The organism is Aquimarina sp. TRL1, assembly GCF_013365535.1.
Lineage (GTDB): Bacteria > Bacteroidota > Bacteroidia > Flavobacteriales > Flavobacteriaceae > Aquimarina > Aquimarina hainanensis.
Map to the genome: position 1 here is coordinate 806,499 of NZ_CP053590.1, position 18,272 is coordinate 824,770.

Below are 18,272 nucleotides of genomic sequence, written 5' to 3' on the forward strand. Positions count from 1 at the left end.
CTGGTCATATTTGATCATAAAAATGATTTCTTTATGCTTTTTCTTTTCTCACAACCAGTTTTTTTGAGATCGCTAACGCTGCATTTTCTGTTTCTTTTAATAACATAAAATATACTCCATTCGACAAGGAACTAATATCGACACTCTGCTCCAGCGAATTCACCACTCCTTTTTTCACTCGCTGTCCATTTATTCCAAAAATCTCATAAAAAAATCGCTGTGTTCCTAAATTTGCTACGTTCACAATATCAGAAGCCGGTATAGGATACAATACAATCCCTCCTTCATTCTCTTCTCCTTTTTTTATAGCTTCTGATAGCATTTTTAATTTTTCCACTCCGGTTCCTGTTGGATCCAACCAATCTGACAAGCGCGTTTCTCTCGTCATCCCTTCATTCCACGAAACGGCAAACCTCCCATAGAAATCCTTCAGGTTATTATCTACTGTCGTCTCATCAAATCTACACGCTGCATCTCCTCCGTACAATTGACCAATCAACAGCCCTTCTTCATTAAACAGGGGACCTCCTGATGATCCTCCTTCTGTGACTCCTAATTCCCAACCATTTCCTTCGGCAGTAATTTCCCAAGTTTCTGCTTCAAAACCTTCTACTGCTGCACCATTATTGATTGCCTTAATAACCCCACTATCATCCCTACATACTTTCATAATATCTCCATTAGGATGATGAATACTCACTACATAGGACGGCATATTGTCTGTTCTATCCCATCCTGCCCATTCTAAATCCCATGCTTTATCCAATCCGCCTTTTATTTCCAGAAGCTTAAAATCAGAGGCTACATTAGAAGCTAATTCCCTGGCTCCACTTGTTGTCTGATAATACTCTTCTTCTCCATTATCGATACTATCATCTGTAGAAGCACAAACTGTATTCTGGCTGACCCAATTAAAACGGAATGCCCAATTAACGACATTCCCTTCGCAGTGATTTGCTGTCAAGAAATAGGGAGCCTTATCATTATTCGTATTATTAACCAGTGCACCCGTGCAAAAACCATTACTCCCTACAATGACAATCCCTACGGATTTTTTTAACTGTTCCTTAAGAGTATCAAAATCCTCTCCCACAGAGCAATTCACATCTAAATTACAATCTCCAGAATCATTCAGTGCTTTTTGAGTTCTTTTATAATTCGCTACACTTCGATAGCCGTGTACCACCGTTCCCAGATGAAGTTTCCCTTCTCCCCGAACCTCAGCAGGCTCATAATATTCTATCCAGACCCGATCTCCATCGGCTAACCACGTTCCTAATGACTCATTCTCATTATTCATCAAACTGGTATACGCTCCTAGTTTAAATGTTCGCTCATCATTATACAAGTATACAGTAGCTCCTTCTGGTAATTTATATCGATCAAAAACAAAGTTTAATGTCTTAGCCCCATTAGAAACGATTAATACCCGCCACAATCGATCTCCATTAGGGAGTTCTTCCCATTTTCCGGCATTACCCAATCCTATATCTACACTAAATTCGTAACCAAATCTCCAAGCTTTGGTACTATACCTATCATTAATACGATCTTCTGCCTGTACTTTTCTCAAATCAAAAGAGGGCATATAAATCGGCGCTACTTGCTGCTTTTTAGTGATTGACCAACTAACAGGAATCCCCTGATTGCTAATCTGTGCCTGAGTCGTTAGCACAGACATTAAAAAACAGACTATGAATATTATTCTCATAAGTTAAGACATTTGTGTTATGGGTTTTTCAAAATTAACAAGCTTCACCCACTTAGTTCAAAATAAAACTATTATTTTTCGAATCTAAAACTTTTTTATAAATTTTAACCATCAACATGGAGCCATCAATAGAGTCTAATCCGCTAATCGACAAACTACCTCCACATCTTAAACAGTTTATAAAGCCTCAAAATTATGAGGAATATACTCCGATGGATCAGGCTGTTTGGCGTTATGTTATGCGAAAAAACATAGCCTCTTTAAGCAAAGTTGCTCATGAATCTTACATAAAAGGACTGCAGCAAACAGGAATTTCTATTGATTCAATTCCCAGTATGTATGGCATGAATCGTATTCTGAAAGAAATTGGTTGGGCGGCTGTTGCCGTTGACGGTTTCATTCCTCCGAATGCATTTATGGAATTCCAGGCATATAACATTCTCGTTATTGCTTCTGATATCCGACAATTAGAAAACATAGAATACACCCCTGCTCCAGATATAATTCATGAAGCAGCAGGACATGCTCCTATTATTGCGAATCCTGATTACGCAGAATATCTTAGGCGTTTTGGAAAAATAGGATGCAAAGCCATTTCCTCTAAAAAGGACTATGAAATGTATGAAGCTGTTCGCCTTTTATCCATTCTAAAAGAAGCTCCTGGAACCCCTAAAACAGAAATTGAAGCTGCTGAAAAAAAAGTGGAGGCTTTACAAAATGAAAAATCCACTCCTTCTGAAATGTCTCTGATCCGTAATCTACATTGGTGGACTGTCGAGTATGGTTTAATCAACACTGTGGATGACCCTAAAATTTATGGTGCAGGATTACTCTCTTCTATAGGAGAAAGCGAATGGTGTATGACAGATCAGGTAAAAAAAATTGCTTACTCTCCAGAAGCAGCTTTTCAGGATTTTGATATCACCAAACCACAACCACAACTTTATGTAACACCTGACTTTGCTTATCTATGTCAGGTATTAGAAGAATTTGCTAATTCGATGGCTTTGCGAAAAGGGGGGCATCGGGGACTAGCCAAGCTCATCGAATCCGAAAACCTGGGAACTATTGAACTAAGCACAGGTTTACAAATTTCAGGAGTCTTTAGTCGTATGATTACGAATGAAGATAATGAAGTCATTTATTTTGAAACAAAAGGACAAACAGCATTATCTTTTAGAGAAAAAGAAATTATCGGACACGGAGTCGACGCACATCCTAACGGATTCCGATCTCCACTGGGAAAACTAAAAGGAATCAACCTTGCTATTGAAAACATGTCTCCAAGAGACCTCAAAGCATATCATTTCTACGATGGGGAATATATCGAATTCGAATTTGAGAGTGGCATTACAGTTGCCGGACTCAATGTGACTGGTATGAGAAATATCCAGGGCGAGTTGATCATTATTCAATTCAAAGAATGCACCATTAAATATAAAGACGAGTTTCTATTCCGTCCCGAATGGGGAACATTTGACCTCGCTGTTGGAAAAGAAGTAGTCTCCGCTTTTTCAGGACCTGCAGACGATTACTCTTTTGACCTTATTACTCACAAATCTTCATCTACAACTGTAAAAAAAGAGTATAATACCAAAGAACTGGAATTACATGAACTATATCAATCTGTAAGGAACATCCGAGAAGGAAACAATACTAAGTTTTCTCTGGATGCAGTTTTTGACATTCTCAAACAGGAGTTTCCTGATGACTGGTTACTTCCTCTGGAAATTTATGAACTAACATATAATAAGGACATTCGATTAAACACTTTAATCGTAGAGCATCTTACTAATTTAAAAGAAAAAAGAGAAGAAATTCGTCATTTAATAGAAAGTGGGATTCAAATCGCAAATACTCCAGTTTCTGTCTAATTATTTTATTTCTTCAGGTCTTTTTATATTATTCCAAACAAAAAACCCACAACTAAGCAACTAACAACAAGACAATTACAACAACAAAAACTCTTTTTACATTATTTTATTATGCATGCATAATTTTTTGATCATTTCCAAATAAATACCGCATGAATTCATGCGGTAAAACCACCTTTCTTTTGTGCATGAGGCTCATAGCTGCATCAGCTTAATTCCCTAATTTTAAAGCCTTAACATATAACAAATTCACTTACGTATTATGAAAAAAACTATTTTCACAATTACCGCCCTAATTCTGATCATGCTACACATTAGTTGTGAATCAGAAAAGACCACTTTTGAACCTGCAAATGATACTGAAGTACCTAAGTTATCAGGAATTGATAAGAAAAAGATGGCATTTGATCTTATCGATCTCTTAAACAGTCCCTCATTCAGCACAACAATTGTACAGGAATTAAGTAACAACAATACTCCTGGAATCAAACTCGCTACTTTATTACAACAACAAAACTCTTTCTCTCATCACACGGCTTACAAATCACTTATTAAGAGTATCGAGACTTCCAAAAAACAGAGTAAAAACTACACTGCAGACTCTTTTGAAATTCCTGAATTATGGATGCATCGCCCAGCGAATAAAAAAAGCATCAACACAGAGGATATTCTTATTTCTTTTGCCCCAGAAGGAGATGAAAGCGAATGGAAAACAATCACTGCTTATACATTAGATAAGAAAGCAGTTGAGTTAGATCCTGAAAATGCTCCTGATCTTCCTGTTATTGTCATAGAAACTAAAGGATACGAAGTATTAAAAGCAGAAGTTGACTATATGAATACTCAATTACAACTTTCTGGACTGCAAAACGATCGATTTGCTACTCAAAAGATGGATCTACGACCTACAGCTAAAATCAATGCGGGTCTTGAAACTACAAAATTGGATAAAATCAGACTTAATAATGATGAGGAGCCCTGGATTAGCGGAGCTGCCGAAATTTATGCGATTACCTCTGGAATAAAGAATGCTGGAAATGATCCGGAAATCAAGATCATACCAATGTATTATTTAGATCACGAGGGAAAAGATTACTATCCTAACCAGGTATTGTTATTCTGGGAAGACTACAAATACCAAGCTGCTAATATCCAATTATTTGAAAAAGATGATAACCACAACTATAAAAATCTTGTTTCTGTTATCGTAGACGGTGTTTTTAAAATCATTGGAGCTGTCTCAGCTCAGCCATGGGTTTCCGTTTTAGGTCAGGTTGCCGGAGCTATTATTCAGGCTATGCCAGATGAGTGGTATACCAATAGCGATGACTATGTAGATTCTTTTTACACTATTGAAAAAAACAAACATTACACGGATCATATCGGAGCTGCAGGGAATGCGAAAGCAACGTTCTCTCCTTTGTTCATTCCGGAGAATTAACCAATAAAATGAATGCAATAAAAAGGGAAATATGTTTATATTTCCCTTTTTTATTTTTTTTTATTACCAAGTAATATGTGCGTATTGTTCTTTTAACTGAAGCTTTTTTTCTTCTAATCTTTCTAAAAACCTGAGATGTTGTTCACTATCCGGATTAAAAGCTCTATGGGACATTCCTCGTTGAATCTCTTCTACACGTTTCATCGTTTGCTGAATATTTTCAGAAAGCCAAACATACGAGAATCGCTCCCAAATATAATTAATCGCTAATTCATTTGGATGAAGCATATCCATTTCATAGAACCGGTAGTCCCTCAATTCATCCATCACAATCTCATATGCAGGAAAATATCCTATTCCGGGATCATTATCCAATACTTGATGAAGCCCGGTCAATAAATGAGATTTACTTCTTGAGTTTTCTACAAATCCATCCTTACTATGCCGAACAGGCGATACTGTAAATGTGACAGTTATTTTGTCATTAAGACTTCGTATCAAATGAATACTGTTCTGAATACATTGACTAATTTCATCCACTGATAGCAACTCTTTTCTAAATTCTTTCTGTGGGATCTTATGACAATTCGCTACAATCATATCCAATGCCTGTAACCGATATACCCAAGCAGTACCTAATGTAATAAACACATGAGTAGCGGTCTTCAATCTGGCACGAGTAGTAACAAGTGTGTCATTCAACAACGCTAACAGCTCTTCTTTATTAGCCGTACTCAATTTGGAATGCGCATCAAAACAGTGCCATAATTCATTGTATTGGAAAAGATCGCTTTCTGTATACTGCTCTTCCTGAGTAGCCATCCACAAAAAAGTTTCTATGGCTTTAGGATGAAAAAGAATTCCAAACGGATTGATCAGCGATTTAAACTTATAATACGAAAATTTACTCCCAATATTTTCTGCAAAACAAGATCCTAACAATACTACTTCTGAGGTATAATCAATTTTATGCTCCTGAGGCTGTAACTGTATTTTGGTCTGTAAATTCATAACCGATCTTATTTTACACGATACTATTTATTGAAAAGATACTATCCAATTTCGAAACAAGCTTTTTTTATTAAAAACGCTACACCCTCTCATATCTTATACAAAAACAATATACATCATTTTTTTTAGTTCAGATATTGTTTGGCTTTTTCGAGTGCTTCTTCAATTCCTTCAGGTTTTTTACCTCCTGCAGTTGCATAAAATGGCTGTCCTCCTCCGCCTCCCTGGATATACTTCCCTAATTCACGTACCATCTGTCCTGCATTCAGTCCTTTTTCTTCTACTAATGTTTTAGACACATAGCAAGACAATAAGGCTTTTCCATTCTGTTCTGTTCCGAAAAACGCGACCATATTCTCCATCTCACCTCCTAATTCGAACGAAAGATTCTTGATTCCCGAAGCATCCAGATCTACTTTTTTTGCTAAGAACTTAACACCATTTACTTCTTCAAATGCATTTTTAAGTTCTCCTTTAAGGTTTTTTGCCTTATCTTTTAATAATGCTTCTATTTGTTTTTTCAAACTTGTATTTTCTTCCTGTAAAGAAACAATTGCCTTGATAGGATCTTTAGGGTTCTTAAGCACTGATTTTACTTCAGAAAATGCTTCTGACTGTGTTGTAAAATACTCTTTAGCCGCATCACTGGTAATCGCTTCAATACGACGCACTCCTGCAGCAACTGCTCCCTCTGATGTTATCTTAAAATGCCATATATCTCTGGTATTCTCTACATGGGTTCCTCCACAAAGTTCCATAGACTCCCCAAATCGAATTGCCCTCACCGTATCCCCATATTTTTCTCCGAATAATGCAATCGCTCCTTCCTCGATTGCCTGATCATAAGAAATAGATCGTTTTTCTTCTAATGGCAGATTTTCCCGTATTCTGGCATTTACAAACTCTTCTACCTGTAGTAATTCATCATCTGTAACCTTGGAAAAATGAGAAAAATCAAAACGCAGATTTCCACTATGCACCATTGATCCCTTCTGCTCCACATGAGTCCCTAACACCGAACGAAGCCCCTGATGTAATAAATGGGTTGCCGTATGGTTTGATGCGGATCTTGCCCGCTGATTTTTATCAACTACTGCCTTACATTCTTTCTCTAAGTTTTTAGGAAGGTTTTTGGTAAAGTGAATAATCAGGTTATTTTCTTTTTTGGTATCGATTACATACACAACATCTCCATTAGGTTCCTCTATATATCCTTTATCTCCCACTTGTCCTCCTCCTTCTGGATAAAACGGTGTTTTATCAAAGACTAACTGATATAAAGAACCGTCTTTTTTACTATCTACTTTTCTATATCTGGTGATCCGTACTGTCGATGATAACTGATCGTACCCAATAAACTCTTCTTCATTATTTTCTAAAAGAATTTGCCAATCTCCGGCAGACACCTGAGATGCAGCACGAGAACGTTCTTTTTGTTTCTGCAACTCTTTTTCAAATCCTTTTTCATCCAAATCATATCCCTGCTCACTCAAAATCAAAGCGGTCAGATCAATCGGAAAGCCATAGGTATCATACAATTCGAATGCTTTCTCTCCTGATATGGTTGTTCCTTTGGTATCTTTTATAACATTTTCCAACAACACCAATCCCTGATCTAATGTTCTTAAGAAAGATTGTTCTTCTTCCTTAATTACATTAACAATCAGATTCTTCTGTGCTTTTAACTCTGGAAAAGCATCACTCATCTGAGAACTCAATATATCTACTAACTTATAAATAAAAGGTTCTTTAGTATTTAGAAAGGTGTACCCATATCGGATGGCACGTCTCAAAATCCTACGAATAACATACCCCGCTCCTGTATTACTAGGCAATTGCCCATCTGCAATCGAAAAGGACACTGCTCTGACATGATCGGCTACTACCCGAATTGCTACACTCACTTTTCCATTTGCTTCTGTAGGCAGTGTAGTTTTATCATAATTCGTATTGGTTATTGTTTCTATTTCTCTGATTAAAGGGGTAAAGACATCTGTATCATAATTAGATTTCTCTTCTTGCAAAACCATACATAATCGTTCGAATCCCATTCCGGTATCTACATGCTGTGCCGGTAATTTTTCCAAACTCCCATCGGCTTTTCTATTAAACTGCATAAATACCAAATTCCAGATCTCTACCACATGTGGATCGTCCTGATTAACCAAATCACGTCCCGGAACTTTTGCTTTCTCTTCTTCGGATCGAATATCCACATGGATTTCAGAACATGGACCACAAGGTCCTTGATCTCCCATTTCCCAGAAATTGTCTTTTTTATTCCCCATAATAATTCTATCCTCAGGAACAATTTCCTTCCACAAATCATATGCCTCCTGATCCATCTCCAGATTATCATCTTTGGAACCTTCAAAAACAGAAACATATAAAATATCTTTATCGATACCATATACCTCCGTCAGTAATTCCCACGCCCATTGGATGGCTTCTTTTTTAAAATAATCCCCAAAACTCCAGTTCCCCAGCATCTCAAACATGGTATGATGATACGTATCCATCCCTACCTCTTCCAGATCATTGTGCTTACCACTAACCCTCAGACATTTTTGGGTATCTGCAATACGATTATTCTTAGGAGTACCATTTCCTAAAAAGAATTCTTTAAACTGATTCATCCCGGCATTTGTAAACATCAAAGTAGGATCGTCTTTAATCACCATTGGTGCTGAGGCGACAATGCCATGTTTTTTGGATGTAAAAAAGTCTAAAAACTGTTTTCTAATTTCTTGGGATCTCATGAGTTTTATTTTATTACTTATCAGCCAACAACAATATATATTAAATCTGCAAAAAAAACGTTACTATATTATATCTTGATCAATAGAGAAGCTGCATCCGATGTCAGCTTTTTCTGATCTTTAATACATTTTATTATATTTGTTCCGATCACATGGATATAAGCATGTCGTTTTTCGGCTATTATCCTGCAAAAATAGTATATTTTAGATTATGTCAAAGGTTAAATATTACTACGACAGTGAGACGCTTTCTTATCGCAAAATAGAATACAAAAAAGGTCATAAAATTGGTCTTGCGATTTTGGGGGTTCTCGGTGCGTTTTTAGCTGGTTTTATCCTACTGGTTATCTACTTAAATATCCCGCAATTACAGACTCCTAAAGAAAAAGCATATAAAAGGGAACTGGATAACATGAAGCTTCAGTTCGAATTACTGAACAAGCGACTAAAGCGAGATGAAGCCATCCTACAAGAAGTTGCAGAACGAGATGATAACATATATCGTTTATATTTTGGAGCAAAACCAATTCCTAAAGAATTGCGTAATGCGGGATTCGGAGGTGTAAACCGCTATAGAGACCTGGAAGGTTTTGACAATTCTGAGATTATTATTCGCGCTACTAAGCAGATTGACAAGATTACGAAACAGATTGTAGTACAGTCTAAATCATTAGATGAAATTGCCAAGCTGGCTGAGCAAAAAGAAGATTTATTAAGTACTATTCCTGCCATTCAACCTATTGCTAATTCTGACTTGAAAAGAATGGCTTCCGGATACGGATGGAGAAGTGATCCTTTTACAAAAGCTAAAAAATTCCACTACGGAATGGATTTCTCTGCAAATACAGGAACTCCCGTATACGCCTCTGGAAATGGTGTGGTTACCCGTGCTGATTCTAATTCATCGGGATACGGAAAGCACATTCGAATTGATCACGGATTTAATTATGTCAGCTTGTATGCTCACTTAAGTAAATACAATGTAGAGAAGGGACAAAAAGTAAAACGAGGAGATATTATCGGATTTGTCGGTAGTACAGGACGATCTGTAGCACCGCATCTACATTATGAAATTTTTAAAGGAAAAGAGCGAATTAATCCTCGTAATTTCTACTATGGTAGTTTAACCTCTGAGGAGTTTAATGAAATGCTTAAAGCCTCATCCCTAATCAATGAAACTCTAGATTAAACACACACATGCGCAAAGCACTCTTATTATTTATTTTTTTGGGTCTAGGATATACTATTCAGGCTCAGAAATACCGAGGAGAAAGACTTGACTCAATACACACATTGGCTGTACAGACAAAAGCAGCTTTAAAAAAACTCGAAAAACCAGCTTCTATTAGATTAATGGCTGTAGGTGATATTATGATGGGAACTGATTTTCCTAACAAAAGCTATCTTCCTCCTGCCGGAAAAGGTCCTTTTGATGATGTCAATGCTATTCTACAGCAAGCAGATATCCTTTTTGGCAATCTGGAAGGAACTTTAACTGACACTGGTGAAAATGCAAAACGATGCTCCGACCCATCAAAATGTTATTCATTCCGATCTCCTGAATACTTCGGAAAGTATCTTGAGGAATCCGGATTTGATGTCATGAGTATTGCCAATAATCACATTGGTGATTTTGGAAGTATCGGAATTAAAAACACTGCCAAAACATTAGAGAAGCATCACATTGCTTACGCAGGTGTATTTGCCAAACCCTCTGCAATCTTTGAAAAAAATGGAATTAAATATGGATTTTGTGCCTTTGCTCCTAATAAAGATTGCATAAAAATTCATAACTTAAGCAATGCTAAGAAGATAGTAACCGAATTACAAAAACAGGTAGATATTGTGATTGTTTCTTTTCATGGCGGAGCTGAAGGAGCTGAACATACTCATGTCCCCAGAAAAACAGAGCGTTTTTATGGAGAAGACAGAGGAGATGTATATCGTTTTGCACATACGATGATTGATGCTGGTGCCGATGTTATCTTAGGACACGGACCACATGTATCCAGAGCATTCGAAGTGTACAAAGATCGATTTATAGCATATAGCTTAGGAAACTTCTGCACCTATTCCAGGTTTAATTTATCAGGTATTAAAGGATATGCTCCGATAGCGGAAATTACCATTGATCCCAAAGGAAAGTTCATTTCCGGGAAGCTACACTCTGCAAAACAAGTCGATGAAGTATACCCTTATATGGATGATAAAAAACGTGCCTTAAAAGAAATCAAACAACTTACCCAAAGTGATTTTCCGGAAAGCAAACTAATCTTTGAAGAAGATGGAACTTTCAAACAATTAAAAGAGTAAGTATGTATATAAATTTGCCTAAAAAATTATACTACAGTATCGGAGAAGTAGCAGATGCTTTTGAGGTCAATACTTCTCTGATTCGTTTTTGGGAAAAAGAATTTGATATTCTAAAACCTAAAAAAAATGCAAAAGGCAATCGAAAATTCACTCAGGAAGATGTAAAAAACCTGGAGCTTATATATCATTTAGTTAAAGAACGAGGGTTTACATTAGAAGGAGCTAAAATCCACCTAAAAGAACAAAAACTAGAAGCGTTGGATAGTTTTGATATCATTCGGAAACTAGAAGCTATTAAAGGTCAATTATTAAAAATCAAAGATCAATTATAAGATTACGACAAACCTATTACCCAAAAAATATACGAAGCATTACAAAACACACAACACATGAAAAAACTATTGATTCCTATTATCGTTATTGTGGTACTTGCAGGTATTGCATATTCATTATTTGCAGGAAGATACAACACAGCTATTGGGCTTCAAGAAGATGCCAAAACAGCTTGGTCTAATGTAGAAAGTGCCTACCAACGAAGAAGTGACTTAATTAGTAACCTGGTGAAAACGGTACAGGGAGCTGCTGATTTTGAAAGAAACACCTTAAAAGAGGTTATTGAAGCAAGAGCAAAAGCAACCTCAGTATCTATCGACCCTAGCAATATTACCCCTGAGCAAATGGCACAGTTCCAACAAGCACAGGGAGGCTTATCTTCTGCCCTCTCCAAACTATTGGTGACAGTAGAACGCTATCCAGACCTAAAGGCTAATCAGAACTTCCTAAACTTGCAAACCCAGCTGGAGGGAACAGAAAATAGAATTAACACAGAGCGCAATCGCTATAATGAAAAAGTAGGGATCTTTAATAAGTATGTAAAATCATTCCCTAATAATTTCATACTTGGTCTCTTTGGTAATTTTAATGAGATGACTCGTTTCAAGTCAGATCCGGGAACAGAGAAAAAACCTGATGTCGAGTTTAATTTTTAATCATGTCTAAGGTAGAGGATTTTTTAAGTGCTGATGAGGAACAAAAGATTGTTGCTGCCATTCGTACTGCAGAAAAAACAACTTCCGGAGAGATCAGGGTTCACCTGGAAAAAAGCACCGATAAAGATTCTTTTGAAAGAGCGAGAGAGGTATTCCATTATCTAAAAATGGATAATACCATTCAGAGAAATGGAGTACTTATTTATATTGCTGTAGAAGATCGTCAATTTGTCATCTACGGAGATCAAGGTATTAATGACGTTGTTGCTGATAATTTCTGGGAACAAACTAAAGACCGTATTCTTTCTCAATTTAAACAAGAGAAGTATGCTCAGGGTATTATCGATGGAGTACTACTTGCCGGAGAGCAATTACAACATTATTTCCCCTGGGATCACAATGACACGAATGAACTCTCTGACGAAATCTCAAAAGGCTAAATGAACAATTATCAATATCATATTCGTCTTATAACATTTCTGTTGCTATTTATATGGCTTCCTTTTACAGGAAATAGCCAGCTGACCATCCCTCAAAGACCCTCTAATCAGACAAGTGTCTATGATGGAGCAAAACTTTTATCAGCACAGCAATTCAAAAGATTAGAACATAAGCTCATTACTTATAGCGATACAACCTCTACTCAAATTGTAGTTGCAACTATCCCATCACTTAATGGGGAATATATTGGCTCGTATGCTACCGAATGGGCCCATAAATGGGGTATTGGACAAAAAGAGGATGATAACGGGATACTACTTCTCGTCGCTAAAAATGATCGAAAAATATGGATTGCTACCGGATATGGGGTCGAAGAAAAATTAACGGATTATGTATCCAAAACTATTATTGATCAAATCATCACTCCTCATTTCAAACAAGGAAATTACTATCGAGGCTTAGATAATGGCACCACTGCTATTTTCAAAGTACTGGACGGCACCTTTAAAGGTAGCAGGAAGTCTGATAACGATGTTTCATTTCTTCCCATCTTGTTTTTCTTTATCATTTTCGTCATTATCATAATTTCTTTTTCTAAACGAGGTAGAAATGGCGGCGGCGGAAGAGGAGGAAACCGTTCTTCTATGGGAGACAGCCTTCTGGATGTGATCATCCTAAGCAATATGGGAAGAGGCGGATTCGGTGGTGGCGGATTTGGCGGAGGCAGTTCTGGTGGTGGATTCGGTGGTGGATTCGGTGGTGGATTCGGCGGTGGTGGATTCGGCGGCGGCGGAGCTGGAGGTAGCTGGTAACTAAAGTCCAAAAGAAGAAAGAAGAAATAATAAAAACATAAAATAACAAAAGCACCATTAAATATGGTGCTTTTGTTATTATCCAAGTCTTATTTTTTATTTTTTCCTAAAATACACTGCTACCGGAACTCCATGAAAATCAAATTCTTTTCGCAACTGATTTTCTACAAATCGTTTATACGGATCCTTAATATATTGTGGCAAGTTGCAGAAAAACACAAATTGTGGTTGCGGTGTCGGCAATTGCATACAATATTTAATTTTTACATATTTTCCTTTATATGCAGGTGGAGGGTTATGTTCTATAATTGGTAGCATGACATCATTCATCACGCTTGTTTTGATCTTTTTTGATCTATTTTTATATACCTCTACAGCTGTTTCTATTGCCTTAAAAATTCGTTGTTTGGTCAGAGCAGAAATAAAAACAATAGGCACATCTGTAAAAGGCTCTATTTTTTTTCGGATATGTTTTTCGAAATCTTTGAGTGTATTACTCTCTTTATTTTCTATCAGATCCCATTTATTTACTAAAATAACAACCCCTTTTCTATTTCGTTCTGCCAGCCAAAAGATATTTTGCACCTGCGCATCAAACCCTCTTGTAGCATCTACTAACAGTAAACAAACATCACTATGTTCAATAGCCCTTACCGATCGCATAACCGAATAAAACTCCAGGTCTTCTTTTACTTTAGATTTTCTTCTGATTCCAGCGGTATCAACCAAATTGAATTCAAACCCAAAACGATTGTACTTCGTATCAATCGCATCTCTGGTCGTTCCTGCAATATTGGTTACGATATAGCGATCTTCTCCTATCAGTGCATTAATAAATGAAGATTTTCCTGCATTTGGTCTCCCTACTACGGCAAATCTGGGTAGTTCTTCTTCTACGGTATCATCTTCTTCTGGTAACTTCTCTACCAAAGCATCCAGTAATTCTCCAGTTCCACTACCATTAATACTAGCTATTGTATAATATTCTCCCAACCCTAGTGAATAAAACTCAACTGCATTAGCTACCCGCTGTGCATTATCTACCTTATTCACCGCCAAAAACACAGGTTTTTCTACTTTTCTGAGCAACTCTGCAACCTCTTCATCCATTCCTGTAACTCCTGATTCTACATCTACCATAAATATAATAGCATCTGCTTCATCAATAGCTAATTCTACCTGCTTGTCAATTTCTGCTTCAAAAATATCATCACTCCCTACGACATATCCTCCTGTATCTATCAGAGAGAATTCTTTTCCATTCCAATCACTTTTTCCATAATGACGATCACGCGTCACTCCACTAACTGCATCTACGATAGCTTCTCTTCTTTTGATCAAACGATTAAAAAAGGTAGACTTTCCTACGTTAGGTCGTCCTACAATTGCTACTATACTACCCATTGATTTTTATTCTGAAATTTTCTGCAAAACTAGGCTTTTTATTTTAGAAGTCTCCTTTCTTTTTTATCAAACCAGTATATATCTTGCACAATACCCTGTATTTAATATAAAACTGTTATAAAAAAACCTCTAAAATTCTTCTTAAAAAGGATAGTAAAAAAAAAGTCCAAAGGCAGCGCATTGCCAATGGAACTTTTTCATAGTTGATAATCAGTCAGTGAAATAATTACTTATTACAAATATAGAAAACAATCATTATAAGGTGGTTACTGCAAAACAGCAAACTTTCTATGGAAGACTATTTTATTTCGTAAATTGATACTGAATTAGACACTTCATTAGAAATAATGATCAAATCATTTCCTGTAGGACTATCCTCTGCAGTAACAGCAACCAGTCCTTCAGGTCCCACATCAGCTGTTTCTCTTAGCCATTCCAAAAAGACAGGTGACCTAGGGTTACTTATATCAAAAACCATCGCGCCTCCTGTTCTTTCTAATCCTACAAATAACAATGTCTTCTCTCCTATTTTTAATATCTCTACTCCTTCCGGTTCTGCACCTTTGTCATCTGACCTCCCATCTGTTTTCCCTTCATCATTATTAAACAGCTCTGGTTGTAACTCCCATGTTTTTTCTCCAATAAAAGATCCACTATCATATACCAGTGCTCCCGAGGTAGTCCAAATAGTAAAAGACCTACCTCCATAGCAATATAAAGTATCGTAATCACCATCTCCGTCTGTATCTCCCTGAGCAGTGGTTATTTTTAATCTCCCCAGATTTTCTGATTTCTGTAATTCAGCTGCATCCGGAAACACCGTTGGGTCTAATAGTATGTCTTTTACTCGTTCTTCTTCAGAGAATCCTTTATAGTCTCTGGCATCTCCTTCATTTGCTGTTATTAAATATGGAGTTCCTCCAATGGTGGTATAGGTAATTGCATCTGGCATAAATATTCCATATACCGGCCAGTTTTTAAAATTCCCGGAGATATCGTCTTTATTACTTGCATCTATTTTATTCGATGCCAATGTGTGATCTTTAACACCTAATCCTACGATATCACTAATAACTTTATTCGTTAAATCTACTATTGCAATTCCGTTATTTTCCTGTAAGGTTACATATGCTGTTTTAGAATTCTTTGCTACTGCTATATACTCTGGCTCTACATCCTGAGAAAAAGTAGCAGAAGGACCAAAAACACGAAAGTCATTTCCAATATTCTCAGCCGTAAACCCTTCAAAATCTAGCTGATTGACCATTCCTGTTTCAACTTCTACGATGGTCACTGAACCTTCCGGGTCACTAGAGTAATCATCATTTGGTTCCCCTTCATTTGCTGCAATTATATAATTTCCATCGGGGCTAAACGTAACCATATCGGGCATTGCTCCGGCAGTATATTCAGCAAGTAATTGATAATCTTCTGTATCATAGGTCGTAATTGCTCCCGGAGCTTGCGGATTTCCACCATTTTCTACGGCTACTGCAACTACTCCATCATGAACCGCAACACTGTTTGGGGTTCCTGATACTGGAATACCTGTAAGATGTACCGGGCTTTTAGGATCAGATAAATCCCAAACAGAAAGTTGTGAGGCTGCCGGATTGACAATAAATAACTTATCGGTTTCCGGATCAAATGCCGTAATTTCGACAAACCCTTCTTTTCCTGTGCCATTAACAAAGCCTCCTATTCTTGTAAAAGTCAACGGATCTCCATTTCCTCCTCCACTATGGTCATCAGGAATACAAGAGTATGCTCCGCCTAAAATTGCTCCTAAAACAATTGCTTTTTGTAAAACGTTCATAATTTTCATGTGTATTAAATGAGTTAATGTGTTAAAATTCACCAATACAACAGCTACGAAGCATTATCCCCTAATTAAATAATCTTTAAATAATCCCTAATATTTTCAAAAAAAAGATAAAAAACGGTGTCTTAGTTTAGAGCACAAAAAAAGCCATCAAAGAATGATCGCTTTTTATATTGTATAAAACCGGATGTTTTCTATTTATTATTATAGCCAAATCTTTTTAGTTGACGTTCGCTACTTCTCCAATTCTTATTTACTTTTACATATAATTCTATATGGATTTTCTTTCCAAAAAACTTTTCCAATTCTTTTCTGGACTCTACCCCTACTCTTTTTAATGCAGTTCCCTTATGCCCAATAATAATTCCTTTTTGGGATTCTCGTTCCACCATAATAACTGATCGTATTCTGATGATATCTTCATCTTCCAAAAACTCTTCTGTTTCTACCTCTACTGCATATGGAATTTCTTTTTTGTAGTGCAACAGTATTTTTTCTCTAATGGCTTCATTGACAAAAAAGCGTTCTGGCTTATCTGTTAATTGGTCTTTTGGATAAAATGGTGGTGAATCAGGTAACAGACTAACAATTCTATCAAACACTTCTTTGACATTAAAGTTTTCCAGTGCAGAAATAGGGTAAATTTCTGTTTTCGGTAATTTTTCTTTCCAATACTGTACTTGCTCTTCCAAAATTTCCTGAGAGGATGTATCTATTTTATTAAGCAATAACAACACGGGGATCGAAGCATTGGAGATTTTAGTAAAGAAAGCTTCATCTTTTAAAGCTTTTTCTCCTATCTCTACCATATATATCAGAATATCGGCATCCTCAAAAGCTGACTTTACAAAATCCATCATGGAAGATTGGAGTTCATATGCTGGTTTTATAATCCCTGGAGTATCTGACAGAATTACCTGAAAGTCATCTCCATTGACAATTCCCAAAATACGATGTCTGGTCGTCTGAGCTTTAGAGGTAATTATTGATAACTTTTCTCCTACAAAGGCATTCATGAGTGTGGACTTCCCTACATTTGGGTTTCCTATTATATTTACAAAGCCTGCTTTATGTCCCATTTCCTATCGATTAATTCGCTGCAAAGTTAGCTCAATTGATAGAATTACAACAAGGAACTCTTCTTTTTTCCATTCGTCTATCGAAAAAGACCATTCACCGAACTATAAAACCAACTGAACGAAATACAATCGTTTTTAGGAGAAAAAAGAAGAAATTTATTCTTGTAAATATTGATTATTCACCTTAACTTATGTTAAAATGAGAGACTTAACTTTTTTATTAGTAGAAGATGACGAAATAGAAAGAATCAAATTTTCTAGAGTTTTACAAAAAAACCAATACCCGCATCAGATTATTGAAGCGACAAATGGAGAAGAAGCTTTAGAGGCATTAAAAGACAACGAAAGGGTCCCGGATGTTATATTTCTGGATCTAAATATGCCAAAAATGAACGGAATTGAGTTCATCAAAATTCTTAAAGCCGACCCTAAATGGATGTACATCCCTGTTGTAATTTTGAGTACATCTAATAACCATAGTGACCTAAAAGAATGTTATGAAACAGGCATTGCAGGATACATTGTAAAACCATTAAAATACCAGGACTATGTGGCTAAAATAAAAAGGTTAGTTGAATATTGGAGTGAAAATGAGCTCATACAATAATAACTAAAA

Annotated in this window: 15 protein-coding genes; 9 read left to right on the plus strand and 6 right to left on the minus strand. The window is 36.5% G+C overall.

What is annotated here, in order from left to right:
• Positions 1 to 31: 31 nt before the first annotated feature.
• Positions 32 to 1,711 (minus strand): T9SS type A sorting domain-containing protein, encoded by a 1,680-nt coding sequence (locus HN014_RS03135; RefSeq protein ID WP_176027437.1) that lies wholly within the window; start codon positions 1,709 to 1,711, stop codon positions 32 to 34.
• 116 nt (positions 1,712 to 1,827) lie between these two features.
• Here HN014_RS03135 and HN014_RS03140 point away from each other — a divergent pair, with 116 nt between their 5' ends.
• Entirely contained in the window at positions 1,828 to 3,585 is a 1,758-nt protein-coding gene (locus tag HN014_RS03140; RefSeq protein ID WP_176027438.1) for an aromatic amino acid hydroxylase, read from the plus strand.
• Between the two features lie 262 nt (positions 3,586 to 3,847).
• Positions 3,848 to 5,026, plus strand: a complete 1,179-nt coding sequence (locus HN014_RS03145; protein WP_176027439.1) for a DUF3103 family protein — start codon at positions 3,848 to 3,850, stop codon at positions 5,024 to 5,026.
• 63 nt (positions 5,027 to 5,089) lie between these two features.
• On the opposite strand, the gene HN014_RS03150 is transcribed toward HN014_RS03145, so the two are convergent.
• Complete coding sequence (locus HN014_RS03150; RefSeq protein ID WP_176027440.1) at positions 5,090 to 6,037, minus strand: GSCFA domain-containing protein; 948 nt, start codon at positions 6,035 to 6,037, stop codon at positions 5,090 to 5,092.
• A gap of 125 nt (positions 6,038 to 6,162) precedes the next feature.
• On the minus strand, positions 6,163 to 8,796 hold the full coding sequence (alaS, locus tag HN014_RS03155; RefSeq protein WP_176027441.1) for an alanine--tRNA ligase: 2,634 nt from the start codon (positions 8,794 to 8,796) through the stop codon (positions 6,163 to 6,165).
• A gap of 211 nt (positions 8,797 to 9,007) precedes the next feature.
• Here alaS and HN014_RS03160 point away from each other — a divergent pair, with 211 nt between their 5' ends.
• From HN014_RS03160 to HN014_RS03185, 6 genes are read left to right on the plus strand one after another with little or no spacing between them, the layout of a single operon-like run.
• Positions 9,008 to 9,985, plus strand: a complete 978-nt coding sequence (locus tag HN014_RS03160; RefSeq protein WP_176027442.1) for a M23 family metallopeptidase — start codon at positions 9,008 to 9,010, stop codon at positions 9,983 to 9,985.
• An 8-nt stretch (positions 9,986 to 9,993) separates the two neighbouring features.
• Positions 9,994 to 11,109: a CapA family protein gene (locus HN014_RS03165; RefSeq protein ID WP_176027443.1), complete on the plus strand. Its 1,116-nt coding sequence runs from the start codon at positions 9,994 to 9,996 to the stop codon at positions 11,107 to 11,109.
• Between the two features lie 2 nt (positions 11,110 to 11,111).
• Complete coding sequence (locus HN014_RS03170; protein WP_176027444.1) at positions 11,112 to 11,441, plus strand: MerR family transcriptional regulator; 330 nt, start codon at positions 11,112 to 11,114, stop codon at positions 11,439 to 11,441.
• Positions 11,442 to 11,498: 57 nt separating this feature from the next.
• Positions 11,499 to 12,098 carry a LemA family protein gene (locus HN014_RS03175; RefSeq protein ID WP_176027445.1) on the plus strand — a complete coding sequence of 200 codons (600 nt, stop codon included), beginning with the start codon at positions 11,499 to 11,501 and terminating at the stop codon, positions 12,096 to 12,098.
• A gap of 2 nt (positions 12,099 to 12,100) precedes the next feature.
• Positions 12,101 to 12,538 (plus strand): TPM domain-containing protein, encoded by a 438-nt coding sequence (locus HN014_RS03180; protein ID WP_176027446.1) that lies wholly within the window; start codon positions 12,101 to 12,103, stop codon positions 12,536 to 12,538.
• The gene (locus tag HN014_RS03185) at positions 12,539 to 13,351 is read left to right on the plus strand and encodes a YgcG family protein (protein WP_176027447.1); all 813 of its coding nucleotides are present in this window, start codon (positions 12,539 to 12,541) and stop codon (positions 13,349 to 13,351) included.
• Positions 13,352 to 13,447: 96 nt separating this feature from the next.
• Here the strand turns inward: HN014_RS03185 and der are convergent, their stop codons facing one another.
• From der to era, 3 genes are all read right to left on the minus strand, one after another.
• Entirely contained in the window at positions 13,448 to 14,755 is a 1,308-nt protein-coding gene (gene der / locus HN014_RS03190; protein WP_176027448.1) for a ribosome biogenesis GTPase Der, read from the minus strand.
• A 298-nt stretch (positions 14,756 to 15,053) separates the two neighbouring features.
• Positions 15,054 to 16,571 (minus strand): choice-of-anchor I family protein, encoded by a 1,518-nt coding sequence (locus HN014_RS03195; RefSeq protein ID WP_176027449.1) that lies wholly within the window; start codon positions 16,569 to 16,571, stop codon positions 15,054 to 15,056.
• Positions 16,572 to 16,771: 200 nt separating this feature from the next.
• The gene (era, locus tag HN014_RS03200; protein ID WP_176027450.1) at positions 16,772 to 17,656 is read right to left on the minus strand and encodes a GTPase Era; all 885 of its coding nucleotides are present in this window, start codon (positions 17,654 to 17,656) and stop codon (positions 16,772 to 16,774) included.
• A gap of 199 nt (positions 17,657 to 17,855) precedes the next feature.
• Between era and HN014_RS03205 the strand changes: the two genes are divergently transcribed.
• Positions 17,856 to 18,263: a response regulator gene (locus HN014_RS03205; protein ID WP_176027451.1), complete on the plus strand. Its 408-nt coding sequence runs from the start codon at positions 17,856 to 17,858 to the stop codon at positions 18,261 to 18,263.
• Positions 18,264 to 18,272 lie beyond the last annotated feature (9 nt).